Consider the following 26789-nt stretch of genomic DNA (forward strand, 5'->3'; position numbering starts at 1 on the left):
CGAAGGTTCTCGATATCGACAGGGGCCCGGCGCATGCCGGCCGACCTCACCCTGCGATCGGCGGTCGGAATGGCGCAATCGGGTGTGCGTGCGGATACGTCGGCGTATCGGCGTTCAGTACGGGCAAATACCGGCCGATGTCCGCCACGGCCAGCAGGATCTCAGGGGCCGGCACGGCTTGGCCGCAACACAGCACCAGCTGCTGAAGCCGGTGCAGGGCAACGTCTATGCCACGCTCGGCAGCTGGCGGCGACACTGCCGGGCCGCGGTCGGCAGTGGCCAGATGGGTTTGAACATGTAGCTCGCCGACCATTGCCAGCACCGGCTGCGCCACCAGACCCACGGCCAAGTGCGCCAGCAGGAGCCAGCGCAGGCCAGAACCCAGCCAGCCAAGCCTGGTCATGCAGCCGTCTTGCGCGCGTCGGCACGTGCCCGGCGGGCATCACCCAAGATCTCGAAGGCCTCCTTGATCACGTACAGGCCGATCAGGGCGCCGATCACGAAATCCGGGAACGGACTGGCCAGCCACCAGACCAGCAGGCCGGCCAGGACCACGCCAACATTGGCGACCACATCAGCCCGGGTGAACAGCCAGGTGGCTCGCAGATGCACTTCGCCGGACTTCAGCGGCGCCAGCATGCGCAGCACGGTCATATTGACCACCAGCGACAGCAGGGCGGTCCCGATCATCCAGCCACTGACCGGCTCGGCGCCGAACATTACGCGACGGCCGACCTCGACCAACACGCCCACCCCCAGTACCAGCAGTACGCTGCCGCTGACCCACGCGGCATTGGCCTTGAAGCGGGCTGTGCGCCCGATGGCGACCAGGCCAATGGCATAGGCAGTGGCGTCGGACAGCATGTCCAGGGCGTCGGCCAGCAGGCCGGTGGAATGGGCAATCCAGCCGGCAATGCCGCCGATCACGGCCATCGCTGCATTCAGCACCAAGGCGATCCAGAGGATGCGCCGCTCCTCCTTGTTCTTGGCTTCGTGGTGGCACCCGCAATCACTCATGTCATGGTCCTCTGCTGTGTTGTTTCATTGCTTGTTTGCGCCTGGTCGCCTGCGTACACCGGAACGGGCATTGGCGAGGAACCCCACGATGGCGGCGGTGCCTACCAATACCTGCGCCAGCAGCGACTGCCAGGTGGGATACAGGCCGATCCATTCGATGCGCGGCAACGCGAGCGGTGTTTGAGATATCCAGCCCGCTTCCTGCAACGCGGCCACGCCTTTACCGATCAGGATGACCGCCATCACCGCGATGAGAATCGAGCTGATCGAAAAGAACCGGCCAATCGGCAGCCGCCTGCTCATGCGCAGCATCCAATACGCCACCGCAGCCAACACCGCGATTCCCGCCACCAAGCCTGCGAGGATGGCGGTGGACGCCTGATCGCTCCACATCGCGATGTAGAACAAGATCGACTCAAACACCTCGCGGTACACCGCGACAAAGGCCAGCATGAACAGCAAAACAGCCGAGCGCCGTGTCAGCGCAGTCGTCAGCTTGGCGTGCAGGTACTCCTGCCACCGTCCTGCAAGGCTCTTTTGGTGCATCCAGATGCCTACGCTGAGCAGGACAGCGGCAGCGAACAAGGCCGAGACGCCCTCAGTGACCTCCCGGTTCGCACCGCTGATATCGACGAAGTAAGTGGCCACTGCCCAGGTCGCTGCGCCTGCCAACAACGCGCAGATCCAACCCGCATGCACATACGGCAACACATCCGACCGCTCGGCTTTACGCAAGAATGCCACGATGCCAATCACGATCAGCAGCGCTTCCAGTCCTTCGCGTACCAGGATGGTAAAGCTGCCCAGAAACGCGGTACTGGCCTCTATTCGGGTGTCCTGCAGCGCCACGTCCGCCCGATCAAACAGCTGGGCAATTTGCGCCGCCTGCACGGCCACGTCAGCCGCCGGGGCGTGCTGATCCAGCTGCGCGCGGTAGCCTGCCATGGCCGTTTCGATCTCTCGCAGCAATGACGGATTGCGCGTGGCCAGCGTCGGCTCAAGTGGCTCTACACCATCAAGATAGGACGAGAGCGCAAGCTTTTTGGCTTGGGCCAGGTCCTCAGCAGCGTAAGCGCGCTGGCTGGCGGCCAGTCGCTGCCGCGCCACCGCAAAGCGATCGGCTCCTGGTGCCGCTTCGTTAACAGCCTGTGGCTGCGAACGCAGGTAGGCGATGATCGCGTTTGCCTGATCGGCGGGCATCGTGGTGGCAAGATCGGCCTCTCGCGTGCGTGTCAGCGCTTCGAGCGAGGGAATGTGCGTATGGGCCTCGGCACTGGTGCGCCATAACGCCTCACCTTGAGCCTTGGCTTGCGAGGAGTACCCCAAGCTGCCCACATAGAATGCCAACGCCCAGCGATCACTTTCTGATAGCCCAGAGAAGCTGACCATGCCGGTACCCGGCACACCCTGGGAAATGACCTCGTACAACGAAAGCGGGGTGCGCTGCGCGGCGCGAGTGGCATCGGTGAACGCGATCGGCGGCGGCCTTAACGCTTGCGCGGTGGGGCCATCACCGTGACCTGTGGGGCCGTGGCAGGCCGCGCAATGCTGGCTGTAGATGGACGCGGCCTGGGAGGTCCTCGGCGGGCTCGCCGGAACAGCGCCGATCGGGTAGCGAGCCAACAGCGCCGTGCCGAGCCCGCGCGCCAACGTTGCCACTTGCGTAGGGTCGGCCTTCTCTGCGACTGCCTGGACCAGGAGTTCGGCCTGGGCCGTCAACTCGTGCTGGTTCTGGCCACCGGGCAATGCTGCCAGCTGACTGCGCACCGCGCCCGCAAACTCGCGCATTTCGGCGTATTCACTGGGGGCAATAACGCGGCCGGCCTGGACCGCGCCGGGGTAGTCGACCGCGATGTAATCGAGCATCTGCCACGTTTGGCGCAGGTCTGCTGCGGCGGGCTCCGCCTGAGCGGAAGCGGGCAAAACCCAGCCGATCAGCAAGGCAATCAGGCAGTAGCGAATCAAGGCGATGGGCAGTGGCATTGTCGTCACACGCGGCGGCGCTGCCGGAGTGGCGGCGGGTACGGGTACAGCGTAAAGTCCGTAGCCGCTACGGAGTCAAGCGTACTACGAATGAAACTAGTGAGGCTGCCGACACCAGCAAGGGACATCTGTCGATCATCCGCTACTACGAGCAGATCGTCCCACTGCAGCGTCTGCACGCTCGGGCAGGCGCTACCGCCGTATGCGCCTGCCTACATCGGCGGCTGCGCTTGGGCGTCGGGGAGCTGAGGTTCCACCTAGCGAACTCACGGCACATAGCGGGTTTTGGGCGAGATATGCAGCCGGTCCATGTTCAAGCGTTGCCCTGAATAACCGGCTAGATCTCTTCCCCAAGTAGCGCCTTCATCTGCGCGATTTCAGCACGTTGAGAGTCGACGATTTCGTTGCATAGCGCCTGGAGTTCAGGATCACTTAGGTTTGTTTGCTCGCACATCAAGATTGCGCCGGCATGATGGGGGATCATTGACCGTATGAATTGACGGTCGCTGACGGCTGCCTGCTCGCGGATGCCAATCCAACATGCGGCCATGAAGAACAATGCGCCGAGGCAAAGCAGGACGTTCCACCTACGATTCGGATACATGGTGGACATCAGCACAATTTCGATGAGCAACATCGGAGAAGCCATCAATCCTGCCATGTAGAACTGGTTGACGTTTCCGTAGACATTCTCCCAACGATCCACCATTGCGTACATGAATGCGTACATCACCAAGAACGAAAGCACCATCATGACGATCAGGCGGGCGTAGTGGCTTCGATGGTTCATGGAAGGAGGGTGATTCGACATCGAATTGCTCCTGATTGAGGGCGGCGCAGGGGCGATTTTTCTCCCCTGCGCGCGTCAATAACTACATGGTCTTGCCAGCTGCAAATTCTGCCGAACTCAAGGAGCCGTTCTTGTCGAGGTCAAGCATGCCGAAATGCGGCGCGAGTTTGTGCTTGGCCATCTCCGCCTTCGAGAGTTTGCCATCCCTGTTCGCGTCCAGCGCAGTGAATTCGCCGGGTGCCGCATCCTGTTGGCCATGACCGCTATGTTGTTCTTTATCGTTGTGGTCCATCATCTTGCTGTGGTCCATCTGGTCGTGCTGCATCTGGCTGTGTTCGGTTTTGGGTTGGGTCGTTGGGGGAGGAGTGGATTGATCCGCGGCCATGGTGGGACCGGCAATCAAGGAGAGTGTCAGCAGGGAAAGTGGGGCAACGCGTTTCATGGGAAATCCTAGGAGAAAAGAGCCGTCAGTGATGAGAGGATGTACCGCGCACCGGCTCAGCGTGGCGGTCATCGGGTGAAGGGAGCTCAGGGGTGCTGGTTCTCGCCAACCGCAACGCGTTGGTCACCACTGAAACCGAGCTGAGGCTCATCGCCAGGGCGGCGATCATTGGGCTGAGCAGTAGCCCAAAAGTCGGGTACAGCGCTCCGGCTGCGATTGGCACCCCGATAGCGTTGTAGATGAAGGCGAAACCCAGGTTCTGCTTCATGTTGGCGACAGCTGCAGTGGAGATGGCTCGCGCCTGCACGATCCTGCGCAGGTCTCCCTTGACCAACGTTACCTGTGCACTGGACATTGCCACGTCAGTCCCAGTGCCCATCGCAATACCGACATCGGCTGCAGCCAGCGCGGGCGCATCGTTTATTCCGTCGCCGGCCATTGCTACGCGGCGGCCTTGCGCCCGCATTTGCTTCACCAGCGCGACCTTGTCCTGCGGACGCACTCCGCCTCGCACATCCTCGATGCCGAGCGTGCGCCCCACCGCTGCGGCTGTTGCCAGTGCATCACCCGAGGCCATGACCAACATCAGGCCCTCGGCACGCAGCGCGTCCAGCGCCGCCGATGTGGTGGGCTTGATTGGATCTGCGACAGCGATCGCGCCAGCCAGTCGCCCGTCAACAGCGAGGTACATCACGCTTGCCCCCTCCTTGCGCAGGTTCTCGGCGGGTTCAAGCACGGGCGCAATGTCTGCACCAGTCGCTTCCATCAGCGCCTGATTGCCCAGTGCAATCATGTGGCCATCAACACGGCCACGCACACCTTGACCGGTGATGGATGCGAAATCGTCCGTTGCGGACAAGGCCAGACCGCGCCGCCGGGCTTCGGTCAAAATCGCCTCGGCCAACGGGTGCTCGCTGCCCTGCTCAAGGCTGCCAGCAAAGCGCAGCAGCGTGTCGCCATCGTATCCGGCGGCAGAAATAGAATCCCTGAATGCGGGGCGCCCTTCGGTCAGGGTGCCTGTTTTGTCAACGATCAGGGTGTCGATAGTGCGCAGTTGTTCTATGGCCTGTGCGTCGCGGAACAGCACACCTGCCTGGGCCGCACGCCCCGTGGCAACCATGATCGACATGGGCGTGGCCAGGCCCAGTGCACAGGGACAGGCAATGATCAGTACCGACACGGCATTGAGCACCGCATAGGTCCATGATGGCTCCGGTCCGAACAGGCCCCAGACAAGCAAAGTCAGCACGGCTGCACCCAGCACGGCCAATACGAACCAGTACGCAACTTTGTCCGCCATGCGCTGCATGGGCGCACGCGAGCGCTGCGCCTGGGCAACGAGTTGCACGATCTGCGCCAGCACGGTGCTGGAGCCTACTTGGTCGGCACGGACGATCAGGCTGCCGGTGCCATTGAGAGTGGCGCCAATGACACGCTCCCCCGGCATCTTCTCAACCGGAATAGGCTCACCAGTCAGCATTGACTCGTCGATGCTTGAGCGACCTTCATCCACAGTGCCGTCCACCGGCACCTTCTCTCCGGGGCGAACGCGCAAGCGGTCGCCCACGTGGACGTGTTCGAGCGGAATGTCTTCTTCGCTGCCGTCCGCCTTCACCCGCCGAGCGGTCTTGGGGGCCAACCCCAACAGCGCTTTGATCGCCGCCGACGTCTTGGAGCGTGCTCGCAGTTCGAGGATTTGGCCGACCAGAGTCAGGGATACGATGACCGCAGCCGCCTCAAAATAGACCCCCACTCGACCGTGCTCGCGGAACGACACCGGGAACAGGCCTGGAGCTATGGTCGCTACCACGCTATAGAGGAAGGAGGCCCCGACGCCAATGCCGATCAGGGTCCACATATTCGGGCTGCGGTTGCGGATCGACTGCACGCATCGTTCGAAGAAGGGCCACGCTGCCCACAGGACTACCGGGGTACTCAGAGCAAATTCCAGCCAGGTCCGTGATCTGACAGTGAGGATGCCCAGACCTGGCCCGAACATGGCCAAGACAAGTACCACCAGCGTCAGTGGCAATGTCCACCAGAAACGTCGGGAGAAATTACGCAGCTCAGGATTCTCTTCGTCGTCCAGGCCCGGCATCTCCGGTTCCAATGCCATGCCGCAGATCGGGCACGTCCCCGGGTGGTCCTGGCGAATCTGCGGGTGCATGGGGCAGGTGTAGATCGCGCCCGCCGGCACGAGCTCCTCATCGATGCTGGCCTTGGAAACTTCGGGTGACAAGTATGTGCCTGGATCGGCCGTGAAGCGCTGTCGGCAGCGGGCCGAACAGAAGTGATAGTCCATGCCGTTGTGGGTGGCATGATGTACCGCGGTCTGCGGATCGATCTGCATCTCGCAGACCGGGTCAACAACCATTGCCGGAGCGCCGGGCGCGCGGCCGGTTGCAGACTTGGATTGGGTGTCGCCCCGCGATGCCACACCCGTATGGTGGTGATGAGGGTCGTGCGGATTCATGACTGCATTTCTCCGACGGATTTCAGAATTGGACCGCAGGTTGCCGCAGTCTCAACCAGACCACGTTCAACGAGGCGCTTGGGTCCGCTGCAAGCGCCAGCCTCCTTGGTCAGTAAACTCCGCACTTTGTGACAGGTCCGTTAGCGCTTGGGCCTGGAGGACCAGTGGATATGGGCGATTCGCCAGCCCTGCGAAGTACGCTCAAGCACCATGGTTTCGGTGCTCAGCAACGCCATCGGCTTCCCATCTTTCGTCGCGTGCAGTTCACTTTCGCTACCGACCCAGGCTAGATCGCCTCGCGCGTGGGCGGTGCGCCGGAGAACTTCCACATGGGCGGTCTTCAGAAACGCTGCATCGTGTGTAGCGTGACCATCCAGGTATTCCTTGCGAGAGCGCTCGGCGCCACCGTTCTCGAGGATCAAAACATCATCGACCAGGAAGGCCCCGGCCCGGTCAAGGTCACCGGTCTGCAGGGCTGTAGAGAATTGCTCGACGATAGCTACTGCTGGCTGTGCTTCGGGCGCAATGGCAGTGGTCGCTGTTGTCGAATTCTTCCCCTCATGCGCATGCAAAAGGCCTGGGATCGCCACTAGCAGAAGCAGGCTCAAGCTCCTCATCAATCGCATAGTCATGCGTAGCTCCAGTTCAGTGGGTCAATGTTTATGGTTATGGCCGTCATCAGCCGATTGGGACGATTCCGTACCCTGCATGGACATGCCATCGTGCGGATTCTTAGAGGGGTCAGATGCTGTCGGCGTTGTCGGTGCCTGCGGAGAATGGGTGTGGGACTTGCCATCGGCATGGACGTGGGTTGGTGCTGCAGGAGCGTCAGCCTTGCCTGCACTTTCCTGGGCGGTCATGCCGTGGCCTTCCGCGTGCGCCCCTTCCGGATGTGCTTCACCTTCACCATGGTGATCGGCCTCGGCTTCATCGTGGTGGTCCTTGCCTCCGTCCGCATGGGCGTGCCCGCCGGTTTCACCGCCCCCGTGAGAATGACCTCCGCTACTACCTACAAGCGCGTCGTACTGCGTCTTGTCGAGCTTCGGCAGTTCCTGCAGGAATGCGGCCATGTTCCAGATGTAGTCATCGCCCATGCTTTTGCCCCAAGCAGGCATGCCACTGGCCTTGACACCATGCTTGATGACCCAGAACGCCTCGGCTGCATCAATGGTCTCCTTGGTCAGGTTCGGCGGGGACGGGTACAGGCCTTTGCTCAGCTCGGTCTCTGCGGCGCCAGGTGACAAATGACAGCCGGTACACATCGCGTTGTAGTTTCCCGCGCCCTGCCGGATTCGCTCTGGATCATTCAGATCTGCAGGCACCTCCAGCTTGGTGGCCCGTGCTGAAATCGACTGCTTCCGCGCCGCCTCCAGCAGGGCATAGACGGGGCGCGTGTGTGGATCGTCGGCAGCCACATTATAGATTCCGGAGTACACAACACCGGCGGCGCCGATAGCCAGAACGGCGAGCGCGATACCGGTAATAAGCAGAGTCTTTTTGTTAGCGGTGGTTGTCATGAATTATCTCTTCAGAACCAAGTGCGTAGACCGACGACAATGCGAGTATCGTCAGCGCTTTCCAATTCGTTACGACGCAAGTCGGCTGTGTTGCCCAAGGCGCGCTCGTGAACCAGGCCAATGTACGGCGCAAATTTGCGGGTGAACTCGTACCGAAGACGCAATCCAAACTCGGCGGTACTGAGTCCTGCGCCGATGCCGCGCGCCGGGTCGTTCTTCCCGTACGCCTCGATTCCGACCATGGGTTGAAGAATCAGGCGATTGGTGAGAAGTAGTTCGTACTCGGCCTCGAAGCGTGCCCCAAACTGGCCGCGCTCCCCAAAATAGGCTGTTGCCTCGACCTCGAACTTCTGCGGAGCAAGACCCTGCACGCCTATGGCTGCGAATGTTTGTGCCCGTCCTGGCTTGAAGTCCTGGCGCACACCAGCCACCAAGTCCCACCAGGTGGCTATGCTTCGCCCGTAGAGCAGCTCAAGGTCTGCTGCCTCAGTGCGCCCATCGCTGCGTTCACCCTCGCTGCGCAACCAGAGACGGTTGAGGTCGGTACCGATCCAGCCCTGACCTTCCCACGCAAGTCCGGTCCCTGGATCTGCATCCCAGGCCTCCAAGCGGTCCAGCAACATATAGCTGTGGATCGCGTTGTCACCCGTGGCGTGCCCCTCCGAAGGCGCCACCGCTGCAGCACGATCGACGTCGGTGACAACAGGGATTGGTGTGCGTGGCATGGTCGAGGACGGAGCATCGTGGACCATCTTTGAATGGTCCATGGCGTCAGTGGCCATGTCGCCTTCTTGCATGGACGACATATCATGATCCATGCCTTTTGGCTCAGGCGTCTCGTGCTGCATGCCCGAGTGATCAGTGCCGCGCTTGGATGCATTTGGGCCAGACGTCTTGGACGCGTCAGCTTGGGGCTCGGGTTTAGGCGCCTCGGGCATTGTCATGGAAATTTTCGAGTGATCCATGGTCTGTCCGAACGCGGGTGATGCCAATGCAACCGCGATGAGCAGGGTGAATGCCGACCTCGTCGGCTTCATCTGGTTTTTCATCAGGTTATTCCTCCACCCGCACGGCGCGCATCATGCCGGCTTCCATGTGAAACAGCAGATGGCAGTGGTAGGCCCAACTGCCCAGCGCATCAGCTCGCACTCGATAACTGCGTCTGCTACCGGGGGGCATATCTACGGTGTGCTTGCGAACCATGAAGTTGCCCTGATCGTCCTCCACGTCGCTCCACATGCCGTGCAAGTGGATTGGATGGGCCATCATCGTGTCATTGACCAACACGATGCGCAGGCGTTCACCGTAGTTCAATCGCAGTGGTTCGGCGGCCGAGAATTTGACCCCATTGAACGACCAGGCGAATTTCTCCATATGCCCGGTGAGGTGCAGCTCGATGTCGCGGCCCGGATCTCGGCCGTCAGGATCCTCAAAAGCACTTCGGAGCATCGAATAAGACAGCACCTTGCGACCATTTCCACGCAGGCCGTTGCCTGGATCGTCTAAGCGAGAGGTCGGCTTCATTGCCTGGTTATCAACCAATGGGTTGCCGGCCTCTCCAACGGGGTGCGACTGCATATCGCCGCCCATATCCATGCTTCCCGTGGACATGTCCATGCCGGCCATTGCATGGCTCTGCATCCCCCCCATGTCGTGCCCGGCATGGGGATCGTCCGTAGTGTCAGACATCTTCTTGTCGCCGCTACCGCTGTTCATTTCGGCCATGGCTCCGTGCGCCATGCCCATGTCCGCCATGGTCAGGATCGGGCGCGGATCGAGCTCTGGCACCGGTGCTCGCAGGCCTTCGCGGACGGCAAGGGTGCCGCTGACATGACCGGTTCGCCCTGAGTCCTGAGCGAATATGGTGAAGGCATCCTGGCCGCTAGGCTCTACGATCACATCGAAGGTTTCGGCTACCGCGATGCGGAACTCGTCGACCGTCACCGGGTGCACATACTGGCCGTCAGCGGCGACCACCGTCATCTTCAGGCCAGGAATGCGGACGTCGAAATACGTCATTGCAGAGCCATTGATGAAGCGCAACCGTACCTTCTCGCCGGAACGGAACAGGCCGGTCCAATTGCCCAGCGCGGTTGTGCCGTTCATCAAGTACGTGTAGGTGTTGGCATTCACATCTGAAAGATCAGTGGGCGTCATCCTCATCGAGCCCCACATGCGACGGTCGGCCAACGTTGCCTTAAGACCGTCTTGTTGGGCATCGCGGAGGAAGTCGCCTACGGTGCGCTTGTAGTAATTGTCGTGGTCGGCCATTTTTTTCAATCGCGCAAACAGCGCGTCGCCGCTCAGGTCGGTCCAATCACTGAGCATCACCACGTAGTCGCGGTCGAAGGCAAAGGGTTCCGGTTCGATCGGATCTATCACCAGCGGGCCGTATAGACCTGCCTGTTCCTGAGTGCCTGAATGACTGTGGTACCAATAAGTTCCGCCTTGCTGAACCGTAAAGCGGTAGTGATAGGCATCACCACGGTTGATGCCGTGGAAGCTCAGGCCTGGGACGCCGTCCATGTTGGCTGGCAACAAAATCCCATGCCAGTGGATAGAGGTCTCACTACCGTGAATGGACCCGACAGGCAATGCGTTGGCCACCCGCAGATTGACCGTAGTACCTTCACGCCAGCGCAGAAGCGGTGCAGGCAGCGACCCGTTCACCGTGATTGCCGAACGGGCGCGTCCGGTGAAGTTCACCGGAGTTTCGCCGATCGTCAGGTCAAACTCGGTCCCACTAAGGACATTGAGCTGGCCGGCCCCCTTCAGGGCCCAGCTTGATTTTGGCCAGAGGCCGAGCCCAGCAAATGCGCCACCGGCAGCAAGACCCTGAACAAAACGGCGACGCGATACGCTTCGCCGGTCATCGACGGGATCGAAAGACATGGGACACTCCAAGCATCGAGGATGCCCGCGCGGCGGGCACAGAAACGCTCTTCCCCAATAAGGGGACGACATGCTCTATCAAGGCGCCTTAGGCACCTGAAGCAATTAGCCGATGGGAGGTCGGATCAGATGAGGCAGCGCCGGCGATGGACGACCGACGGCCAGAAAGCGCTGGACTGGGTCACGCACCACATCCATTGGCACTAGTGCGAATACAACAGGAATAGACGCACAGGCCTGTACGCATGCGCAGCGGCAGGCACTCAACTTGCAGCAGTCTGACGCGGTGTGGTCGCCACGATGGCGTGGCGCCTGGGGCGATTTCACTTCCTGGCTGTGCCCCTTTGCCGCGGCAATATGGTGCTGTGCGCAAGCTGGATCTTCATTAGCCAGTGCCACTGATATCGCTTCGCTGGCGCCTTGCGTATGGAAGGCCGAACCCATCATGTGCACGGAAGACGCAGCCGAACTCGTCCCATTCAGGATGAGGGCTAGAGCCAGCACAACACGAAAGAGGATGGGATGCCACATTCGGCAAAGGATACCCGATTGTTGTGATGGCGGGATGCAAGCCCTAATTGGAACCTCAGTGCAGGTTGAGGCGCGGACCAAGCCACGTGCTTGACGGCCCATCACCCAAGATCTCGCCTGCTGCCTTGATCACAAGCAGGCCGAAACATTTCCACGGCAATGGCCAGCAGGGCACCGGAATGGACCATCCAGCCGACAAATGCTGCCGATCACTGCCATAGCCACGCCGCTGGTATGGCAGCGCCAGTGAGGGTAAAGTCCGTAGTTACTACGGAGTCAAGCGTACGAATGAAGATCAGTGAGGCCGCCGACGCCAGCGGGTGCCACCTGGAGACGATCCGCTATTACGAGCGGATCGGCCTGCTGCCGCGCCCGGGGCGCTCGGGCAATGGCTACCGGGTCTATGGCCCGGCAGACATCGAGCGGCTGCGCTTCATTGCGCGCGGCCGGGACCTAGGCTTCAGCCTGGAGGAGGTCCGTAGCCTGCTGCAGCTGGCCGGCGATGAGGAGCTTTCGTGCGGGGACGTGGATCGGCTGGCCCGCAGCCATCTGGTCGACGTTCGCGCACGCATGGCCGATCTGCAGCGCATGGCCAGCGAGCTGGAACGGGTGATTGCCAGTTGCAATGGCGGCCAGCGGGCCGAATGCACCATCCTGTCGACCCTGCGCCAGCCGACCTCCGTGGAGGCCACGCGCCAGTGACCGAACTGGACCGCTACCTCGATGCGGCCACGCGCCAGAACACGGGGCGCACCTATGCGTCGGCGCTGCGGCACTTTGAAGTCGAGTGGCAGGGCCACCTCCCAGCGACACCTGACAGCGTGGCCCGGTACCTGGCCGCTTATGCGCAGACCTTGGCGACCAGCAGGGATGCCCGAAGGGCGGTCTGTTCCGCCCTTCGATGGCTAAGCTCGCCAGGGATCTCGAACGATTCCTTTGGACCGCGCGCCAGGCTGGCATTCCGCTTGTTTGGCCAAGCTGCGATGTGAGCATGGCACTATCAATCCACGTCTTCGGCCAGTCTGGAAATCGTGTAGGCGTTCATCTCAATCGGTGTCGGCAACTAGCCTGCGCAGCACGACAGCTGTTTCACGTCCTTGACGAAGGTTTGCGCGGCGAGCTTCAGTCCCTCGACCATCGTCAGGTAGGGGAACAACTGGTCGGCCAAATCCTGCACCGTCATTCGTGCCCGGATCGCGAGCGCCGCGGTCTGGATGATCTCGCCCGCTTCTGGCGCGACCGCCTGCACGCCTATAAGGCGGCCGGTGCTGGTCTCGGCGACCAGCTTGATGAAGCCGCGCGTGTCGAAGTTGACGAGCGCTCGCGGCACGTTGTCGAGCGTGAGGGTGCGGCTGTCGGTCTCGATCCCGTCGTGATGCGCTTCCGCCTCGCTATAGCCGACGGTGGCCACCTGCGGATCGGTGAACACCACCGCTGGCATGGTGTCGAGGTCCAATGCCGCCGTACCACCGGTCATGTTGATCGCCGCACGGGTGCCGGCGGCGGCGGCCACGTAGACGAACTGCGGCTGGCTGGTGCAGTCGCCGGCGGCGTAGATGTCTGTGGCGCTGGTGCGCATGGTCCGATCGACCACGATGGCATCGCGCTCATCCAGCGTTACACCGGTGTTCTCCAGCGCCATACTGCGCGTGTTGGGCGAGCGCCCGGTGGCAATGAGCAGTCGCTCGGCGCGCAGCTCGCCGTGGTTGGTGGCAAGGACGAACGCGCCGTCCCGGTAGGACACCTGACTGGCCTGGGTCTGCTCCAGCACCTCGATGCCCTCGGCACGGAAGGCCTCCGTCACGGCTTCGCCGACCGCCGGATCTTCGTGGAAGAACAGCGCGCTGCGTGCCAGGATCGTGACCTGGCTGCCCAGTCGGGCGAAGGCCTGCGCCAGCTCCACCGCCACCACCGACGAGCCGATGACGGCCAGCCTCGCGGGAATCGTGTCGCTGGCCAGCGCTTCGGTCGAAGTCCAATACGGCGTGTCCTTGAGACCCGGGATCGGTGGCACCGCCGCGCTGGCGCCGGTCGCGACCAGGCAACGGTCGAATGCGACTTCGCGTTCGCCGCCGTCAGTCAGGTTCACGGTCAGATGGTGGCCGTCCTTGAAACGCGCTTCGCCCCGTACCAGTTCGATATTCGGGTTCACTTCCAGGATGGTTTCGTACTTCGCCTGACGCAGCTCGTCGACGCGGGCCTGCTGTTGGGCGAACAAGCGGGTCCGGTCGATGGCGGGCGCGCAGGCCGCGATGCCAGTGTCGAAGGAGCTGGTCCGCCGCACGTGCGCGACGTGCGCGGCGCGGATCATGATCTTCGAGGGCACACAGCCGACGTTGACGCAGGTGCCACCAATGGTGCCGCGTTCGATGAGCGTGACCTGGGCCCCGGATTCCGCCGCCTTGATCGCCGCAGCCATGGCGGCACCGCCGCTGCCGATGACGGCGATCCGAAGGGGCGCCGGTGACTCTCCCGAAGCGTCGTTGGACGTGTTGCGCGGCTGCTTGAGCAGACCGCCCAAGGCGCCCAGGACTTTGCCCACGGTCGAGGGCCTCGTGGCGGCGGTGGTCGTGGCCTCAGCCACTGCAGGCTCCACCAGTCGGTAGTTGCGGGGCAAGGCCTCGTTCAACCGCACCAGCGTCAGCGGTTGCGTGCTGCGAATGCGGACTTCCCGCTTGGGATAACTGACCGTGACCTCCGCGAGTTCCGACACGGCTTGCAGCGCCTTCTCGATGTGATGGGCGCAATCCGCGCAGGTCATGCCGGTCACGTTCAAGATGCGTTCGTTCATGGTGTTCCTAACTTCCAGTGGGGATGAGGCAGCGGCGTCTGTGCTCGGTGCAACGGGAGGGCCGCCTGCCATGGCGCGGAGGCGCCCTTGCTTCAGCAGCAATACGGCGCAGCCACGATCAGCAGGAGCGCGATGCCGACGATGATCCCGATCGCATAGAGATCGTCTTTCTTCGAACGCAGCCACGCCTTCATGTACCGCAACGCCTCATGGTCGGGTTAACAGCACTCTGTCTTGTCATCGGTCGTGGCGCCGGCCTTGCGTGGCCGGGAAATCAGATCCCAGATCGCAACCGCAACCATCAGCACCAAGCCGGGATACAGCAGATAGCCGCTGCGCTGATCCAATATCCGCATCACGAACACCGCGGCCAACACGAGGAGTGGGCCTGTCACGCTCAGCGCGCCCCGGAACCATTGCCCGTGACGACGCCAACTGATCACGTTGGCCAGGAGCGCAATGCCGGCAAATAGTGGCAGCAGGTAGCGGATGAACAGCCCTTCGTATTGGCTCAGGAAGCCCAAGCCGATAGCGGCGCCCAAGCTGCCGAGGGCGGGAAAGCATCCTGCGCAGCCAATCGCCGTCACGATGGAACCAACGACGCCTGCCTTGTCGGCCGCACGAGTGACGGAACCGGGACGGGTGGCGCGCATCAGGGCGACTTCCGCTTGACGGTGGACGGATAGCCCACGTTGGTCGTCGCGTCGGTGAGCGCCTTGAGGGAGGTCTTGGCGTCATCGAAGGTCACAACGGCTTCCTTCGATTCGTAGCTGACCTCGATCTTGGTCACGCCTTCGACTTTGCTCAGTCCCCGCTTGACGGTGATCGGGCAGGTCGCGCAGGTCATGCCCGGCACGGCAAGCGTCACGGTCTTGAGGGCGGCCCAGGCTGGTGCGGTGAACGCGAGGCCCAGGACGAGAACGGCGGCGAGTTTCTTCATGTGCGGATCCTCCGGATGTCAGTAGAACAACGGTGCGAGGTAGGGGAACGTCAGTGCCAGCAGAATCAAGGCCGCGACGATCCAGAACAACACTTTGTAGGCCGTCCTGACCCGGGGCACCGCGCAGACTTCGCCCGGCGCGCAGGTCCCGGCCGGCCGGTAGATACGGCGCCAGGCAAAGACCATTGCGACCAGGGCCGCACCGATGAAGAGCGGACGGTAGGGTTCGAGCGCCGCGAGGCTGCCCAGCCACGCCCCGCTAAATCCCAAGGTCACCAGTACCAATGGGCCGAGGCAGCACGCCGAGGCCAGAATCGCGGTGACGCCACCGGCGAGCAGGGCCGCGGCACCCGTTTTAGTGTTTTTCATCGAAATGTCGTTGATTCATCTGTGTTGAGCTTGCACTTTACTGCCGTACTTCAGTACGGGGTCAAGCGCCCCCTGCTCGGGGGCTGGGCCGAGTCTGCATGCAGCAGCGTGGCGAGGGTCACGTCACCACGACGATGCAGCCAGGTGCGCTCGATGGTGGGTTGTCTAGCCGGGCAGTACGGGCGAGGCAACCACAGCCGACCTGCAGGATGGCCCGGCACACACCAGCACAGCAGAGTAGAAACCAACGGAGGCGGGCATGGGCTTCTCCGATCGGGCCGAACGGCCGTAAACTACTTCCGTAGTCAAGTACGGGATCGAGCGGCATGGACAACAACCCGGAAAACCTGACCATCGGCGCCTTCGCCAAGGCAGCCGGCGTCAATGTCGAGACGATCCGGTTCTATCAGCGCAAAGGGTTGCTGCTCGAACCGAAGAAGCCCTACGGCGGCATCCGCCGCTACGGTCCAACGGAAGTGGCGCGAGTGAAGTTCGTGAAATCGGCCCAGCGGTTGGGCTTCAGCCTCGACGAGGTCGCGCAGTTGCTCAAGCTGGACGACGGCACCCATTGCCACGAAGCGGCCGAACTCGCGGCGTTGCGACTGGCCGATGTGCGCATTCGCCTGGCGGACCTGCGGCGCATGGAAAAGGCGCTGTCCCAACTGGTGGTCGCGTGCAATACGCATCACGGCCAGGTGTCGTGCCCGCTGATTGCCGCAATGCACTAAGGGGCGAACCGGCATGGCGAACCTGGACCGCTATCTCGACGCCGCGACCCGCGCGAACACGCAGCGCAGCTATGCCTCCGCGCTGCGGCATTTCGAGGTCGAATGGGGGGGCCACCTGCCGGCAACGCCGGACAGTGTGGCCCGCTACCTGGCCGATCACGCGGGCCAGCTCTCCACCAATACCCTTCGACACCGGCTCGCGGCCTTGGCAGGCTGGCATCGCGAGCATGGCTTCGTCGATCCGACCCGGGCACCGTTGGTGCGCAAGGTGCTCAGGGGCATCCAGACGCTGCATCCGTCGGTGGAAAAGCAGGCCGAACCACTGCAGCTTTCCCGGCTGGCGCAAGTGGACAGTTGGCTCACAGGCGCGATCATGACGGCACGGGACCGCGGCGCCAGGGCGGACGAATTACGCCACCAGCGCGATCGTGCTTTCGTGTTGCTCGGCTTCTGGCGCGGGTTTCGCGGTGACGAGCTGATCCGCGTGCAGGTCGAGCACCTGCATCTCGTGCCCGGCGAAGGCATGACCTGTTTCCTGCCACGCAGTAAGGGCGATCGGCAGGCGCAGGGCGCCACGTACAAGGTGCCGGCGCTGTCACGGCTGTGTCCCGTCAAGGCGACCTGGGAGTGGGCCGAAGCAGCCGCACTGACCGAAGGCTCGCTGTTCCGTGGCATCGACCGTTGGGGCCACGTCGCGGAGGACGCGCTGCACCCAAACAGCTTGATCCCCATGCTCCGCCGCCTGCTGACAAGCGCCGGACTGCCGAATGCCGAAGAATACAGCAGCCACTCCCTGCGCCGCGGTTTCGCCGGCTGGGCCAACGCGAACGGCTGGGACGTGAAGGCACTAATGGAGTACGTCGGCTGGCGCGACGTGCACTCGGCCATGCGCTACCTCGATGGCGGCGATCCGTTTGCGCGCCAGCGCATCGAGGCGAGCCTGCCACTGCCGGCGTTACCCACTCCCTGACCGAAATGAGGCTTCAATGGCGTCGATCGAACGGACTGCGTACCCGCAATTCAAGCGCAACCCCGTCGTCCGGGAACTGGTCGCCGCCTACACGCCGACCGACGCCGAACTGACCTTCATCGCCGACAACGCTCGGCAACCGGGCCACCGATTGACCTTGGCCCTTCTGCTGAAATCCTTCCAGCGGCTGGGCTATTTTCCCGCAATCGATGAAGTGCCCACCGCGGTCGTTCGGCACCTCCGTAACGCGCTGCGGTACCGGGTCCAGATCAAGCCCGCCGACATCGCGCCGAACAAGCGCTACCGCTATTTCCAGCGCATCCGGGATTATCTGCAGGTGCGTGCTTATGCCGACGGCGGCCTCGACGTGGCGGCCCGTGCCATCCATGAGGCCGCCGCCGTCATGGACAATCCGGCCGACCTGATCAACGTGGCGATCGAACAGCTTGTCCGCGACCGCATCGAACTGCCTGCGTTTTCCGCGCTGGATCGCCTAGGGCGCCGGATTCGCACCCTGGTCAATGGCCGTTACTTCACCCTCATCGGCGCGCGGCTGACGGCGGACGAGAAACAACGGCTGGACGATCTGCTGGTCGTCACCGATGCCCGCATCAAGAGCCCGTTGCAAGCAATCAAGCGCTTGCCCAAACGCTCGTCGCTACAGCACTTCCAGGAATTGATCGACCATATCGCGGCGTTGGACGAACTGGTCGGCAGCGAGTTGCATCTGGCGGACGTACCCGAGCTCAAGCGCAAGCACTTCGCCGCCGAGGCCCGGGTGCTGGACGCCGCCGAGTTGCGCGACTTCGGTCCGGCCAAGCGACACGCACTCCTGTTGTGTCTGATCCATCGCGCCCGGGTGCAAACCCGTGACGACCTGGCCGAGATGTTCATCAAACGCATGGGCAACCTCCACAACCGCGGCAAGGAGGAGCTAGAGCGGCTGCGTGCGCGCTATCGTGAGAAGACCGAGGCCATCGTCGCCACGATGTCGGATGTGATCCAGGTGCTCGACCGTCACCCTGGCGACACCGATGCCGGGCGGGAAATTCGCCGCCTGGTCAGCACGCGCGGGGGCGTTCAGACCCTGCAGGCCGATTGCGATGCCATCGCCGCCCACAGCGGCGACAATCATCTGCCGCTGCTGTGGCCGTTCTACAAGAGCCACCGCGCCACCATCCTGCGCATGGTGCGCATGCTGGACCTGGAGTCCACCACCGAAGACCGCTCGTTGATCGATGCGATCGAGCTAATCCTGTCGCAGGAGCGCGCCCGCGGCGACTGGCTCGACGAACCGGTCGACCTGGCATTCACGACCCAGCTTTGGCGGAAGACGATCACCCATCGTACCGAGCAGGGCGAGGAGCGCATTCGCCGCCGTCTGTTCGAGGTGTGCGTGTTCTCTTCACTGGCCAACGAACTGAAGTCTGGTGACGTGGCCGTGCGCGGGTCGGAAACCTACGCCGATTACCGCGAGCAGCTGCTGCCCTGGGAGCAATGCGAACCGCTGCTGGACGACTACTGTCGCCAGGTGGGCTTGCCGCCCTCTGCGGTGGGATTCGTCAATGCCTTGCAGTCCAAGCTGATGCAAGTCGCGGACCTGACCGATCAGGGGTACTTGGAGAACGGCCAGGTGATCATCGGCGACGACGGGTTACCGGTGCTCAAGCGCCACAAGGCCAAGGACATGAGCAGCGGCGCCCGCGCCCTGGAGACCGCGATCCTCGGCCGCCTGCGTGAGCGCAGCGTCATCGAGATCCTGTGCGACGTGGCCCATTGGACCCGCTGGCCGCGACATTTCGGACCGCTGTCCGGGTCCGACACCAAGATCGACCAGCCCACCGAGCGCTACGTGCTGACGGCGTTCACCTATGGGTGCAACCTCGGCCCGGCCCAGGCGGCACGGCATCTGCGTGGCGCCGCATCCGCGCACATGTTGTCGTTCGTCAATCGCCGTCACGTGGATGCGAACAAGCTGGCAGCGGCCTGCCGCGACATCATCAACAGTTACGCCGGCCTGCAGCTTCCCAAATTCTGGGGCGATGGCAAGCGTGCCGCGGCCGACGGTACCAAGTACGACTCGTACGACCAGAACCTGCTGGCGTCGTATCACATCCGCTACGGAGGCTATGGCGGCATCGCCTATCACCACGTCTCGGACACCTATGTGGCGCTGTTCAGTCACTTCATTCCGTGCGGCGTCTGGGAAGCGGTGTACATCATCGACGGGCTGCTGAAGAACACCTCCGACATCCAACCCGACACCGTTCACGCCGATACCCAGGGTCAGTCGCTGCCGGTCTTCGGCCTATCGCACCTGCTGGGCATCCAGCTGATGCCGCGCATCCGCAACTGGCGCGATTACCGGTTCTTCCGTCCGGACGAGGACAGCCGCTACGAGCACATCGATGCGCTGTTCCGGGAGGACATGGACTGGGACCTAATCGAGACCCACTGGAAGGATCTGATGCAGGTGGTGTTGTCGATCAAGTCCGGCAAGATCGCCGCCTCGACGCTGCTGCGCAAACTGGGCAACTACAGCCGCAAGAATCGGCTGTACCAGGCTTTCCGGGCACTCGGTGCCGCAGTGCGCACGTTGTTCCTGCTGCAATACATTTCCGACCGGGAGTTGCGCGAGCAGATCACAGCCTCCACCAATAAGGTCGAAGCCTATAACGGGTTCTCCAAGTATTTCTTCTTCGGCGGAGAGGGCGTGATCGCCGACAACGATCCGCTCGAACAGGAGAAGGCAGTCAAGTACAACGACCTGGTCGCCAATGCCGTTATCTTCCACAACGTGGTCGAGCAGACCCGCATCATCAAGACGCTGATGCGAGCAGGTTGGAAGATCACTCAGGAAGACGTGGCTGCACTCAGTCCCTACGTGACCAGCCACGTGAAGCGCTTCGGTGATTACCTGATCGATGTGGATGCTCTGCCGGAACCGTACGAAATCGAGCTGGCCCTGGCGGCGTAGCGCGGATCAACCTGTATTGCCGCAGCAGGGACTATGTTGCTGGATGGGCGGGCACGGCACCGTGCCGTAGGAACAGAATACGCAGCAATCGCCGGCCTTGGGGCGCAGCAGGGTGTGGCAAGCCGGGCACTCGTAGAAGAATTGGCATGCCGTGGTGGGCATGGTTTCGGTCGCCTGGTGCTCGCATGCAGGACACGTGAGCGTGCTTTGCAATTGCACCTCAGCCACCGTTCGCGCCCGCCTTGGCCGTGGCTGGAAAACCGGCGTCGGTGATGGCCTTCGCGATGGCCGCCGCGTTGGTGCGCTCGGCATCAAATGCCACCGTCACGGTGCCGGCTTGGGTATCAATATGCTTCGCCGTCACCCCTGGCACTGTGTCCAACGCTTTTTCGATCGTGATGCGACACGCTGGGCAGGTCATGTTTTCCACCTGCAGGACAACCTGCTTTGGAGTCGCCGCCCAAGCCAGGCCCATCCATGCCGTGAATACCAAACTGAGAAGGATCTTGCGCATGGGGACTCCTACAGGAACCAGCCGATGTAGTAAGGAAAGAGCAGCAGCAGCGCGATCAGGGCGGTGGCGAACCACAGCCAGCGCCGCCGGCGTCGCAATTGCGTGGGATCGACGCAGATGCCGTCGATGCGGCAGCGCGAGGTTGGGCCATAGAGCATCCAGAACGCCCAGGCCAGGCACACCAACGTGGCCGCGCTGAACCAAGGACGCCACGCGTCCAGGGCGGTGAGATTGACGATCCAGGCACCGCTGATGCCCATCAGGACCAGCACCAGAGGCACGACACAACACACGGACGCGCCAATCGCCGCGATCGCGGCGCCCAAAAGGGCAGGTAAGGAGGACTGTGGGGGACGTTGGGCCATATCCGCATGTTAATCTCCGTACCTAAGTACGGAGTCAAGCCGATGGTCACCCACGTAATGACGATCAGCCGGCTGGCCGCAGCCGCTGGTGTGCACGTCGAGACGGTCCGTTATTACCAGCGGCGAGGCCTGCTGCCGGAGCCTGAGCGCCCAATGGGCAGCGTGCGCCGGTACGGCCTCAACGAAGTCGGCCGACTTCAGTTCATCCGTCGAGCACAGGCGATGGGATTCAGTCTCGACGAGATAGCGGGGCTGCTGGAGGTCAAAGGCCAGCGCGCCTGCGAGCAGACGCGGCAGCTGACCGAACTGAAATTGGCCGAGGTGCGCCGGCGTCTGGACGAGCTACCGGCGCGCCGTGCCCGACGCTCGATCTGCTGGCGCAACCGGCCGAGAAGAAAAATATCGGCTAAGTTGTTGTGCCAAAGGAATTATTTGAATTCCGTGGGGCATTTTTACACGTATCTCGGCTGAACCCCTTCCACGTCCAGTTGGAACCATGAATGCGGCGATTGCCCTGCTGGTTCCAGGTGTAGGGCTTCCACATCAACGCCGGCGGCGCGCCACCGTACTTTGACTCATCCGCCAGCCGGGTGAACACCTCGTCGGTAATCCACGTGGACGGTTCCAGGTCCAGCTCGGTCAGCTTAGCAGCGTGATTGGCAGCGCGCCCCACCCATACGATGTCATTACCGCCGCGCACCCCGGTGCGCGCAGCGCGGATTGTACTGCTGTCGATTCCGACCACCTGCTTCACGGTGCCGGCCCAGTGCGGATACTGGCACCGCAGTGCCGGCACGACGATATTCTTGACCGCGTAGTTGATTTTCAACCCTGCCTTGGCTGCTGGCGTGGCTTGCCGGTCACCGACCCAGATACCCATGACGCGGTCACCGTCGTAGGAGGTAATCTTGCCGCCCTCCTTCTTGATGATGGTGGCGGCGCAATGCAGGAACGCTTTGTAGATCTCCGCGCTCAGCCACCAATGTTCGGCATCGACCATCTTGGTAGAACCCTTGAGGTCTGCGTACAGCACGGTGGCGCGATCGAACTCGACCGCCTCATTGCCCAGCCGCAGATCCTCAGGATCGGGCACAACCTGCCCTTGCCGAGTTGACCACCTACTTTGCGCAATCGCTTCCACTGCCGCCGTCATCTCTTCCAGCAAGGCCATGGTCAGTCCCTCGGTCCAGCGGCGAGAATCCGGGCGCGGATCTGCTCGCAAGCCGGTGCCAGCAAGGCACGGGCATCGGCACCTGGTTTGTAACGATAGGGAACGGTCGTCAGCCCGGCCAGGTCACTCGGCAGCTTCAACTTGTCCTCGCGCGGCTCCATTAGGAAGGCGCGCCGACGTCCCAAGAAGCCAATGAACATGCCCAGCTCGAAGACGACGTTGTCGCGCATGACCGGCCACTCGTCGCCACGGCTAATCACCATGTCATCGGCATGCGCCACGGCAATCGCAAAGTCGGCCTGTTCCAACTGACTTTCCAGCTCATCCAGCGTGTAGTTGGCCGCGCGGAAGACACCGTGGTCCCAGACCACCGTCAGGAAGGGGTCATGCTCGAAATGCTGAACCAGCAGGCGGGTGACCGGCAGCGCCTCCACTGAGGACATCACGAAGACCCGGACCTGTTCGCGGGGCGTGGTGATCATCCGGTTGCGCTCCTTCAGCCGGCGCGACAGGTTAGCCGCCAGCCGTCGCCAGATCACCGGGTGCGCATCGGCGATGCGACTGAAATCGCTTTCAGGCACCTTCAACACCACAGTAGGTTCGGTGGCGGTTATGGTCGCCGCACGCAACTGGGTGGGTTCGATGGCTGCCATCTCTCCAACGTGGTCGCCGACGCGGCGGGTGTTGACCACCTTGCCATTGACGACCACGTTGACCGCGCCCGCCACAATAAAAAACACATCGGTCTCAGCGTCGTCCTGGGTAATAAACGAGCCGCCAGCCGGCACTTCCAAGATTTCTCCGGCTTCGGCCAGCTGAACCGCCGCCCCCTCCAGCCCAGCCAGCGTCCGGAACTCGGCCAAGGCCGCCACCAGTCGCCTGCCGCCGTCCGCAGAAAGTCGCTCCACAATGCTTGCCGCCATACTCCCCCCTTGAAAGTGTGAACTGTCTCCCAATATACGGCAAATGAACCAGTCGAAACCCGGCTGGCACCCGGCCCGAGAGCGATGCGACCCGCTCTGGCCCGGTCTCCAATTGGCCGCAGGGAGCTGGACGATGGGACATAGCTGGAAGGAAGACCGCACCAAGAAGCGCCTCGCCACCCGGTACGAGGAAGTCCGTAAGGTCGACATTCGTGACTACACTCGCGAAACCTCGCTGGACAACATAGCGGTCAACCGCGCCTATCGGGTTAACGGCGCGCATGTCTATATCGACATTGTCAATCTCCAGGACATGCTCAACTGCACCAATGTCGAAGGCGAAACGTGCCACAAGCGCACTCTCCGCTTCCTGAATCAGCACTATCGCGCCGTCCACCGCATCTTGGTCGAGAGCGAGGCAGTCCGCGTTGACTTCCACAACCAACGGTTGCATGCGGTGGTCACCAAGCCCTATGGCGATGCTGACGAACGTGCACGGGTTGAGCGCGCGGTGGCCATTGCCCAGCTGACGATCGACGTGCTGGCCGAAACGGGCGATACCGATGAGCACATCCCCAATGCCCAAGTCCGGGTGGGCATCGACAGCGGCATGGCGCTGGCCGTCAACAACGGTCGCCGCGCCAGCCGCGAGCCGCTCTTCCTGGGCTCCCCGGCCAATCAGGCTGCCAAGTGCGCAGGCCATGGCGTGGCGGAGGGCATTTACCTCACCCATGGTGCACGGGCGCTGCTCGAGCTGCCGGCGCTGAGCGGCGACAAAGACCGCACCACGCCACTGACCCAGGACCAGGTCGCGGCCTGCGTCGAGGCTGCAGATCTGGGCGTGTCCAAAACGCGGATCATCGAGCTCTGGAAGGAGGAGCAGGAGGACCTGCCCATCGGCGACTTCGAGTTCAGCCGACCTGCCCCGCCGATCTCCGATCTGAACTTTAGTCTGCTTAGCGCTGCTAACTCCAAGCGCTTCGAAGGTGTGTCGCTGTATGCAGACATCGACGGCTTCACCAACTTCGTCGACAAGCATCTGGAAGAGGATCCGGAGCATCTGGTACGTGCTCTCCATGTGCTGCGCTCAGAGCTGGATGCGGTTGTGCACCTGGACTTCGCCGGGCGGCGTATTCGCTTCATCGGCGACTGCCTGCAGGGCGTGCTGCTGGAGGGGACCTCGTATGAGACCGATACCGAAGCGACGGTGAGTACAGCTGTGCAGTGCGCGGGTGCACTGCGCAGCAGTTTCGCTGCGGCCATTGATCACCTCAACTCCGAGGGTTCGACCACTGAGCAGTTGGGGCTGGCGATCGGCTTTGAGCTGGGCCCGCTGGCACTGTCCAGGCTGGGCATGAAGGGAAGTTTGCTGCGGTGCGCAACCGGGAGGGCCGTACTGGCCTCGGAGGCAGAACAGCGACAGTGCAATGGCGTGCAGACCGCGATCGGCGAAAAGGCCTTCAATGCCGGTACCGACGCAGTTCGCCGCGTCTTCACATCTGACCGAAAGGTGGACAACCTCGACTACGCAGCGGCGGTTGAAGAGCTTGCCGCGTCGGGTGACCGGGTAGCCAAGGCGGTGTTGGCGGCCCATTACGCAGAAGCAGCACCCGCAGTGGTTCCCGCCCTTGAACAGCCAATCCGTCCGCACGCAGATATCCGCTGATGGCGCTGGCCTTCGATCTGCTGCAAAGCGTGGCATCGGACTACGGTGCCACGCTGCACCGCGCTGCAGGCGGTGGACGGGCTGAGATCTCGATCACTCCTCCAGGCGGAGCTGTGCGCGTGTTCACCCTGGCGATCACCATCATCGGGGTGAACGTGGCTGCCCGGGAAGTCCCAGGATATGACCAACTTCCGCATTTCTGCCCTGATCGACACATCAACGCTGACGCAACCTTCTGCTTGGGGTGGGGTGAAGACAAGCCGGGGCACATCATCGACGATGCCGCAGCTAGACAGTGGTGGTCGACCGTGTATCGCTTCTTGGCCCAGCAAATCATCGCAAATGTACGCAGGGTCTTCCCCGGCGCTGAAAACGGCCGCGCCCATGGCGACGCAGCCAGGCACCAGGCTATCGCAGAGCAAGCGGCCGAATGCTTGGGCCCAGAATTCAAGGCGGCGGCGCAAGCCGGACTTTTCGAAGTCCGGAAAGATGAGCGGCCGGGCAAGCATCGTCTTGAACTCTGGCGTAGCGGTCGACTGCTCGCTCGCGTTTCGCTCCGCAGCAAAGCCCTGCTTTCGGAGAAGCTGCCCTGCCCTTGCGGCTGCCAGCCGGAGCGCACGATAGCGGAATGCGGGGACCACGCCCAAGCTTTGGCGACCTTCGTCTTGGAGCGGCACCGCTGTGCGGTCGCCGACAGGGCCTTCCTTGATCAATTCGCCGCAGCGGGAGCGACGTGCTGCGGAACCCTGGAAACATGCGGTATTCGCAAGGCCATCCGGCGTAAGCAACTCGCATCCATGAAGAATGAGGGCTCTCAACATGCAAGAAGTTCCAAGTACTGGCGACCACCTGCCAAGTCAAAGCGACCGCGTTAGTGCTGCATGGCAGCAGCTGCAACTTGTCCTTGGCTTCTTTTCGCGAGTAGACACGAAGCTATCGGTCGGCCTTGGCATTAACCTGGGCATGCTGGCTATGCTGGCCACCCGACTCCCTAAGCCGGAAGAGCTTACGTTACTTGTCTCTGTCGTCAGCGTACTGTTCCTGACGCCACTCACATTGAGCTTCTGGAACTTGTGGTGGGGTTACTTCCCCGACCTTCGTGGCGGATCCGATTCGCTGATCTTCTTTCGTCGAATCGACAGATTGACAGAATCCGACTTCCTGCGCGCCTGTGAGACCAGAACACTGGATGGGCTGGAGCGCGATCTGCTGAGTCAATGCTGGAGAAATTCTAAGATATTGTCTTCAAAGTTCAGGTCTTTGAAGCGAACATATCTTGCCACTAGCCTGGCCATTGCACCTTGGATGGCGCTCATTACCGTATTGCCGCCCCCTCCAAAGTAAGAGCGGCCGCTTGAGCCAGTCCCCACTCTCGCCTCATCCTTTTGATGGAGTGCTGTCATAGATACTAGATTGGTGGGTGAACAACCGCGATTCCGCGGCCTTCTCTAGGTCCACGAAACGACCTGATCTCCCTCAGTCTGGATACCACTCGCTCATGTTCCCGTCGCCGCACGCTACCTTGATCGCAGCGACCAAGAGTTCTCAGGCTTGGATGCCGAAAGTGGATTGGGCAACTATAGGATGCCTCCCGTTGAAGCAGCGCCCAGTGCGGTCTATCGGTTACTCCATCCAGAATCGCGCGTTGATCAGATCCACAGAACGCCTCCTGGATCTCCGCGAGCGCGCGAACCCAATGTTGGAATGAACTGATCAGGCAGAGCTGCGCC

The 26789-nt window shown here is 62.3% G+C and carries 27 protein-coding genes and 2 pseudogenes; 9 read left to right on the top strand and 20 right to left on the bottom strand.

The window, feature by feature from the left end:
- Window positions 1–46 precede the first annotated feature (46 nt).
- From AC3ITW_RS11140 to AC3ITW_RS11190, 11 genes are all read right to left on the bottom strand, one after another.
- Complete coding sequence (locus tag AC3ITW_RS11140; protein ID WP_087922561.1) at window positions 47–403, bottom strand: hypothetical protein; 357 nt, start codon at window positions 401–403, stop codon at window positions 47–49.
- Window positions 400–1017, bottom strand: coding sequence for a cation efflux transmembrane domain-containing protein (locus tag AC3ITW_RS11145; RefSeq protein WP_087922560.1), 618 nt, complete (start codon window positions 1015–1017; stop codon window positions 400–402). The genes AC3ITW_RS11140 and AC3ITW_RS11145 overlap by 4 nt, the downstream gene beginning before the upstream one ends.
- Window positions 1018–1041: 24 nt before the next feature.
- Window positions 1042–3000: a cytochrome c/FTR1 family iron permease gene (locus AC3ITW_RS11150; RefSeq protein WP_087922559.1), complete on the bottom strand. Its 1959-nt coding sequence runs from the start codon at window positions 2998–3000 to the stop codon at window positions 1042–1044.
- Between the two features lie 337 nt (window positions 3001–3337).
- Window positions 3338–3811 (bottom strand): DUF305 domain-containing protein, encoded by a 474-nt coding sequence (locus AC3ITW_RS11155; RefSeq protein WP_198361076.1) that lies wholly within the window; start codon window positions 3809–3811, stop codon window positions 3338–3340.
- 61 nt (window positions 3812–3872) lie between these two features.
- Window positions 3873–4232 (bottom strand): hypothetical protein, encoded by a 360-nt coding sequence (locus AC3ITW_RS11160; RefSeq protein ID WP_087922558.1) that lies wholly within the window; start codon window positions 4230–4232, stop codon window positions 3873–3875.
- A 25-nt stretch (window positions 4233–4257) separates the two neighbouring features.
- Complete coding sequence (locus tag AC3ITW_RS11165) at window positions 4258–6582, bottom strand: heavy metal translocating P-type ATPase (RefSeq protein ID WP_198361089.1); 2325 nt, start codon at window positions 6580–6582, stop codon at window positions 4258–4260.
- A gap of 263 nt (window positions 6583–6845) precedes the next feature.
- Complete coding sequence (locus AC3ITW_RS11170; protein ID WP_087922556.1) at window positions 6846–7337, bottom strand: YybH family protein; 492 nt, start codon at window positions 7335–7337, stop codon at window positions 6846–6848.
- 21 nt (window positions 7338–7358) lie between these two features.
- Window positions 7359–8222 (bottom strand): c-type cytochrome, encoded by an 864-nt coding sequence (locus tag AC3ITW_RS11175; RefSeq protein ID WP_087922555.1) that lies wholly within the window; start codon window positions 8220–8222, stop codon window positions 7359–7361.
- Between the two features lie 11 nt (window positions 8223–8233).
- Window positions 8234–9271: a copper resistance protein B gene (locus AC3ITW_RS11180; protein ID WP_046982962.1), complete on the bottom strand. Its 1038-nt coding sequence runs from the start codon at window positions 9269–9271 to the stop codon at window positions 8234–8236.
- A gap of 4 nt (window positions 9272–9275) precedes the next feature.
- Window positions 9276–11114, bottom strand: a complete 1839-nt coding sequence (locus AC3ITW_RS11185; protein ID WP_046982963.1) for a copper resistance system multicopper oxidase — start codon at window positions 11112–11114, stop codon at window positions 9276–9278.
- 105 nt (window positions 11115–11219) lie between these two features.
- Window positions 11220–11747 carry a CopL family metal-binding regulatory protein gene (locus tag AC3ITW_RS11190; RefSeq protein ID WP_406753195.1) on the bottom strand — a complete coding sequence of 176 codons (528 nt, stop codon included), beginning with the start codon at window positions 11745–11747 and terminating at the stop codon, window positions 11220–11222.
- 186 nt (window positions 11748–11933) lie between these two features.
- Here AC3ITW_RS11190 and AC3ITW_RS11195 point away from each other — a divergent pair, with 186 nt between their 5' ends.
- Together AC3ITW_RS11195 and AC3ITW_RS11200 are read left to right on the top strand one after the other, a co-directional pair.
- Window positions 11934–12347, top strand: a complete 414-nt coding sequence (locus tag AC3ITW_RS11195; protein ID WP_046982964.1) for a MerR family transcriptional regulator — start codon at window positions 11934–11936, stop codon at window positions 12345–12347.
- Window positions 12344–12518 (top strand): annotated as a pseudogene (locus AC3ITW_RS11200) (Tn3 family resolvase); the annotation flags it as partial. The gene AC3ITW_RS11195 and the pseudogene AC3ITW_RS11200, both read left to right, overlap by 4 nt.
- Window positions 12519–12708: 190 nt before the next feature.
- Here AC3ITW_RS11200 and merA read toward each other — a convergent pair.
- The 4 genes from merA to merT all read right to left on the bottom strand — a co-directional run bounded on the left by merA (window position 12709) and on the right by merT (window position 15745).
- Complete coding sequence (merA, locus tag AC3ITW_RS11205; RefSeq protein WP_087922554.1) at window positions 12709–14436, bottom strand: mercury(II) reductase; 1728 nt, start codon at window positions 14434–14436, stop codon at window positions 12709–12711.
- Window positions 14437–14654: 218 nt separating this feature from the next.
- Window positions 14655–15089: an organomercurial transporter MerC gene (merC, locus tag AC3ITW_RS11210; protein WP_087922553.1), complete on the bottom strand. Its 435-nt coding sequence runs from the start codon at window positions 15087–15089 to the stop codon at window positions 14655–14657.
- The gene (gene merP, locus AC3ITW_RS11215) at window positions 15089–15376 is read right to left on the bottom strand and encodes a mercury resistance system periplasmic binding protein MerP (RefSeq protein ID WP_087922552.1); all 288 of its coding nucleotides are present in this window, start codon (window positions 15374–15376) and stop codon (window positions 15089–15091) included. The genes merC and merP overlap by 1 nt, the downstream gene beginning before the upstream one ends.
- 18 nt (window positions 15377–15394) lie before the next feature.
- Window positions 15395–15745 carry a mercuric ion transporter MerT gene (gene merT, locus AC3ITW_RS11220; protein ID WP_087922551.1) on the bottom strand — a complete coding sequence of 117 codons (351 nt, stop codon included), beginning with the start codon at window positions 15743–15745 and terminating at the stop codon, window positions 15395–15397.
- Window positions 15746–16071: 326 nt separating this feature from the next.
- Between merT and merR the strand changes: the two genes are divergently transcribed.
- From merR to AC3ITW_RS11235, 3 genes and pseudogenes are all read left to right on the top strand, one after another.
- Entirely contained in the window at window positions 16072–16473 is a 402-nt protein-coding gene (gene merR, locus AC3ITW_RS11225) for a mercury resistance transcriptional regulator MerR (protein ID WP_087922550.1), read from the top strand.
- Window positions 16474–16486: 13 nt separating this feature from the next.
- Window positions 16487–17440: pseudogene (locus AC3ITW_RS11230) on the top strand (tyrosine-type recombinase/integrase); the annotation flags it as partial.
- Window positions 17441–17459: 19 nt separating this feature from the next.
- Window positions 17460–20420 carry a Tn3 family transposase gene (locus AC3ITW_RS11235; protein WP_087922549.1) on the top strand — a complete coding sequence of 987 codons (2961 nt, stop codon included), beginning with the start codon at window positions 17460–17462 and terminating at the stop codon, window positions 20418–20420.
- A 6-nt stretch (window positions 20421–20426) separates the two neighbouring features.
- Here the strand turns inward: AC3ITW_RS11235 and AC3ITW_RS11240 are convergent, their stop codons facing one another.
- From AC3ITW_RS11240 to AC3ITW_RS11250, 3 genes are read right to left on the bottom strand one after another with little or no spacing between them, the layout of a single operon-like run.
- Entirely contained in the window at window positions 20427–20732 is a 306-nt protein-coding gene (locus AC3ITW_RS11240) for a GDCCVxC domain-containing (seleno)protein (protein ID WP_428993282.1), read from the bottom strand.
- Window positions 20641–20934 (bottom strand): heavy-metal-associated domain-containing protein, encoded by a 294-nt coding sequence (locus AC3ITW_RS11245; RefSeq protein WP_087922547.1) that lies wholly within the window; start codon window positions 20932–20934, stop codon window positions 20641–20643. The genes AC3ITW_RS11240 and AC3ITW_RS11245 overlap by 92 nt, the downstream gene beginning before the upstream one ends.
- Window positions 20935–20942: 8 nt before the next feature.
- On the bottom strand, window positions 20943–21299 hold the full coding sequence (locus AC3ITW_RS11250) for a mercuric transporter MerT family protein (protein ID WP_087922546.1): 357 nt from the start codon (window positions 21297–21299) through the stop codon (window positions 20943–20945).
- Window positions 21300–21341: 42 nt separating this feature from the next.
- On the opposite strand from AC3ITW_RS11250, the gene AC3ITW_RS11255 reads away from it, so the two are divergent.
- A complete protein-coding gene (locus tag AC3ITW_RS11255; protein ID WP_489390341.1) occupies window positions 21342–21770 on the top strand; it encodes a MerR family transcriptional regulator in 429 nt (142 codons plus the stop codon).
- On the opposite strand, the gene AC3ITW_RS11260 is transcribed toward AC3ITW_RS11255, so the two are convergent.
- Together AC3ITW_RS11260 and AC3ITW_RS11265 are read right to left on the bottom strand one after the other, a co-directional pair.
- Window positions 21706–22470, bottom strand: coding sequence for an adenylate/guanylate cyclase domain-containing protein (locus AC3ITW_RS11260; protein ID WP_202908178.1), 765 nt, complete (start codon window positions 22468–22470; stop codon window positions 21706–21708). The genes AC3ITW_RS11255 and AC3ITW_RS11260 overlap by 65 nt on opposite strands.
- A gap of 2 nt (window positions 22471–22472) precedes the next feature.
- Window positions 22473–23342 (bottom strand): TIR domain-containing protein, encoded by an 870-nt coding sequence (locus tag AC3ITW_RS11265; RefSeq protein WP_238378257.1) that lies wholly within the window; start codon window positions 23340–23342, stop codon window positions 22473–22475.
- A gap of 184 nt (window positions 23343–23526) precedes the next feature.
- On the opposite strand from AC3ITW_RS11265, the gene AC3ITW_RS11270 reads away from it, so the two are divergent.
- The 3 genes from AC3ITW_RS11270 to AC3ITW_RS11280 are packed head-to-tail and all read left to right on the top strand — an operon-like array spanning window position 23527 to window position 26403.
- Window positions 23527–25059 (top strand): adenylate/guanylate cyclase domain-containing protein, encoded by a 1533-nt coding sequence (locus tag AC3ITW_RS11270; RefSeq protein WP_087922578.1) that lies wholly within the window; start codon window positions 23527–23529, stop codon window positions 25057–25059.
- Window positions 25059–25934, top strand: coding sequence for an E2 domain-associated cysteine-rich protein (locus tag AC3ITW_RS11275; protein ID WP_087922579.1), 876 nt, complete (start codon window positions 25059–25061; stop codon window positions 25932–25934). The genes AC3ITW_RS11270 and AC3ITW_RS11275 overlap by 1 nt, the downstream gene beginning before the upstream one ends.
- The gene (locus tag AC3ITW_RS11280) at window positions 25879–26403 is read left to right on the top strand and encodes a Pycsar system effector family protein (protein ID WP_157721529.1); all 525 of its coding nucleotides are present in this window, start codon (window positions 25879–25881) and stop codon (window positions 26401–26403) included. Before AC3ITW_RS11275 ends, AC3ITW_RS11280 begins: the two co-directional genes overlap by 56 nt.
- Window positions 26404–26789 lie beyond the last annotated feature (386 nt).

Source organism: Stenotrophomonas sp. KH_052, assembly GCF_057838755.1.

What these genes read in the sequence shown, in the direction of transcription:
- AC3ITW_RS11140 (WP_087922561.1), bottom strand. Translation starts at nt 403, where the DNA reads ATGACCAGGCTTGGCTGGCTGGGTTCTGGCCTGCGCTGGCTCCTGCTG.
- AC3ITW_RS11145 (WP_087922560.1), bottom strand. Translation starts at nt 1,017, where the DNA reads ATGAGTGATTGCGGGTGCCACCACGAAGCCAAGAACAAGGAGGAGCGG.
- AC3ITW_RS11150 (WP_087922559.1), bottom strand. Translation starts at nt 3,000, where the DNA reads ATGCCACTGCCCATCGCCTTGATTCGCTACTGCCTGATTGCCTTGCTG.
- AC3ITW_RS11155 (WP_198361076.1), bottom strand. Translation starts at nt 3,811, where the DNA reads ATGTCGAATCACCCTCCTTCCATGAACCATCGAAGCCACTACGCCCGC.
- AC3ITW_RS11160 (WP_087922558.1), bottom strand. Translation starts at nt 4,232, where the DNA reads ATGAAACGCGTTGCCCCACTTTCCCTGCTGACACTCTCCTTGATTGCC.
- AC3ITW_RS11165 (WP_198361089.1), bottom strand. Translation starts at nt 6,582, where the DNA reads ATGCAGATCGATCCGCAGACCGCGGTACATCATGCCACCCACAACGGC.
- AC3ITW_RS11170 (WP_087922556.1), bottom strand. Translation starts at nt 7,337, where the DNA reads ATGACTATGCGATTGATGAGGAGCTTGAGCCTGCTTCTGCTAGTGGCG.
- AC3ITW_RS11175 (WP_087922555.1), bottom strand. Translation starts at nt 8,222, where the DNA reads ATGACAACCACCGCTAACAAAAAGACTCTGCTTATTACCGGTATCGCG.
- AC3ITW_RS11180 (WP_046982962.1), bottom strand. Translation starts at nt 9,271, where the DNA reads ATGAAAAACCAGATGAAGCCGACGAGGTCGGCATTCACCCTGCTCATC.
- AC3ITW_RS11185 (WP_046982963.1), bottom strand. Translation starts at nt 11,114, where the DNA reads ATGTCTTTCGATCCCGTCGATGACCGGCGAAGCGTATCGCGTCGCCGT.
- AC3ITW_RS11190 (WP_406753195.1), bottom strand. Translation starts at nt 11,747, where the DNA reads ATGGGCCGTCAAGCACGTGGCTTGGTCCGCGCCTCAACCTGCACTGAG.
- AC3ITW_RS11195 (WP_046982964.1), top strand. Translation starts at nt 11,934, where the DNA reads ATGAAGATCAGTGAGGCCGCCGACGCCAGCGGGTGCCACCTGGAGACG.
- merA (WP_087922554.1), bottom strand. Translation starts at nt 14,436, where the DNA reads ATGAACGAACGCATCTTGAACGTGACCGGCATGACCTGCGCGGATTGC.
- merC (WP_087922553.1), bottom strand. Translation starts at nt 15,089, where the DNA reads ATGCGCGCCACCCGTCCCGGTTCCGTCACTCGTGCGGCCGACAAGGCA.
- merP (WP_087922552.1), bottom strand. Translation starts at nt 15,376, where the DNA reads ATGAAGAAACTCGCCGCCGTTCTCGTCCTGGGCCTCGCGTTCACCGCA.
- merT (WP_087922551.1), bottom strand. Translation starts at nt 15,745, where the DNA reads ATGAAAAACACTAAAACGGGTGCCGCGGCCCTGCTCGCCGGTGGCGTC.
- merR (WP_087922550.1), top strand. Translation starts at nt 16,072, where the DNA reads ATGGACAACAACCCGGAAAACCTGACCATCGGCGCCTTCGCCAAGGCA.
- AC3ITW_RS11235 (WP_087922549.1), top strand. Translation starts at nt 17,460, where the DNA reads ATGGCGTCGATCGAACGGACTGCGTACCCGCAATTCAAGCGCAACCCC.
- AC3ITW_RS11240 (WP_428993282.1), bottom strand. Translation starts at nt 20,732, where the DNA reads ATGCCGAGCGCACCAACGCGGCGGCCATCGCGAAGGCCATCACCGACG.
- AC3ITW_RS11245 (WP_087922547.1), bottom strand. Translation starts at nt 20,934, where the DNA reads ATGCGCAAGATCCTTCTCAGTTTGGTATTCACGGCATGGATGGGCCTG.
- AC3ITW_RS11250 (WP_087922546.1), bottom strand. Translation starts at nt 21,299, where the DNA reads ATGGCCCAACGTCCCCCACAGTCCTCCTTACCTGCCCTTTTGGGCGCC.
- AC3ITW_RS11255 (WP_489390341.1), top strand. Translation starts at nt 21,342, where the DNA reads ATGGTCACCCACGTAATGACGATCAGCCGGCTGGCCGCAGCCGCTGGT.
- AC3ITW_RS11260 (WP_202908178.1), bottom strand. Translation starts at nt 22,470, where the DNA reads ATGGCCTTGCTGGAAGAGATGACGGCGGCAGTGGAAGCGATTGCGCAA.
- AC3ITW_RS11270 (WP_087922578.1), top strand. Translation starts at nt 23,527, where the DNA reads ATGGGACATAGCTGGAAGGAAGACCGCACCAAGAAGCGCCTCGCCACC.
- AC3ITW_RS11275 (WP_087922579.1), top strand. Translation starts at nt 25,059, where the DNA reads ATGGCGCTGGCCTTCGATCTGCTGCAAAGCGTGGCATCGGACTACGGT.
- AC3ITW_RS11280 (WP_157721529.1), top strand. Translation starts at nt 25,879, where the DNA reads ATGCAAGAAGTTCCAAGTACTGGCGACCACCTGCCAAGTCAAAGCGAC.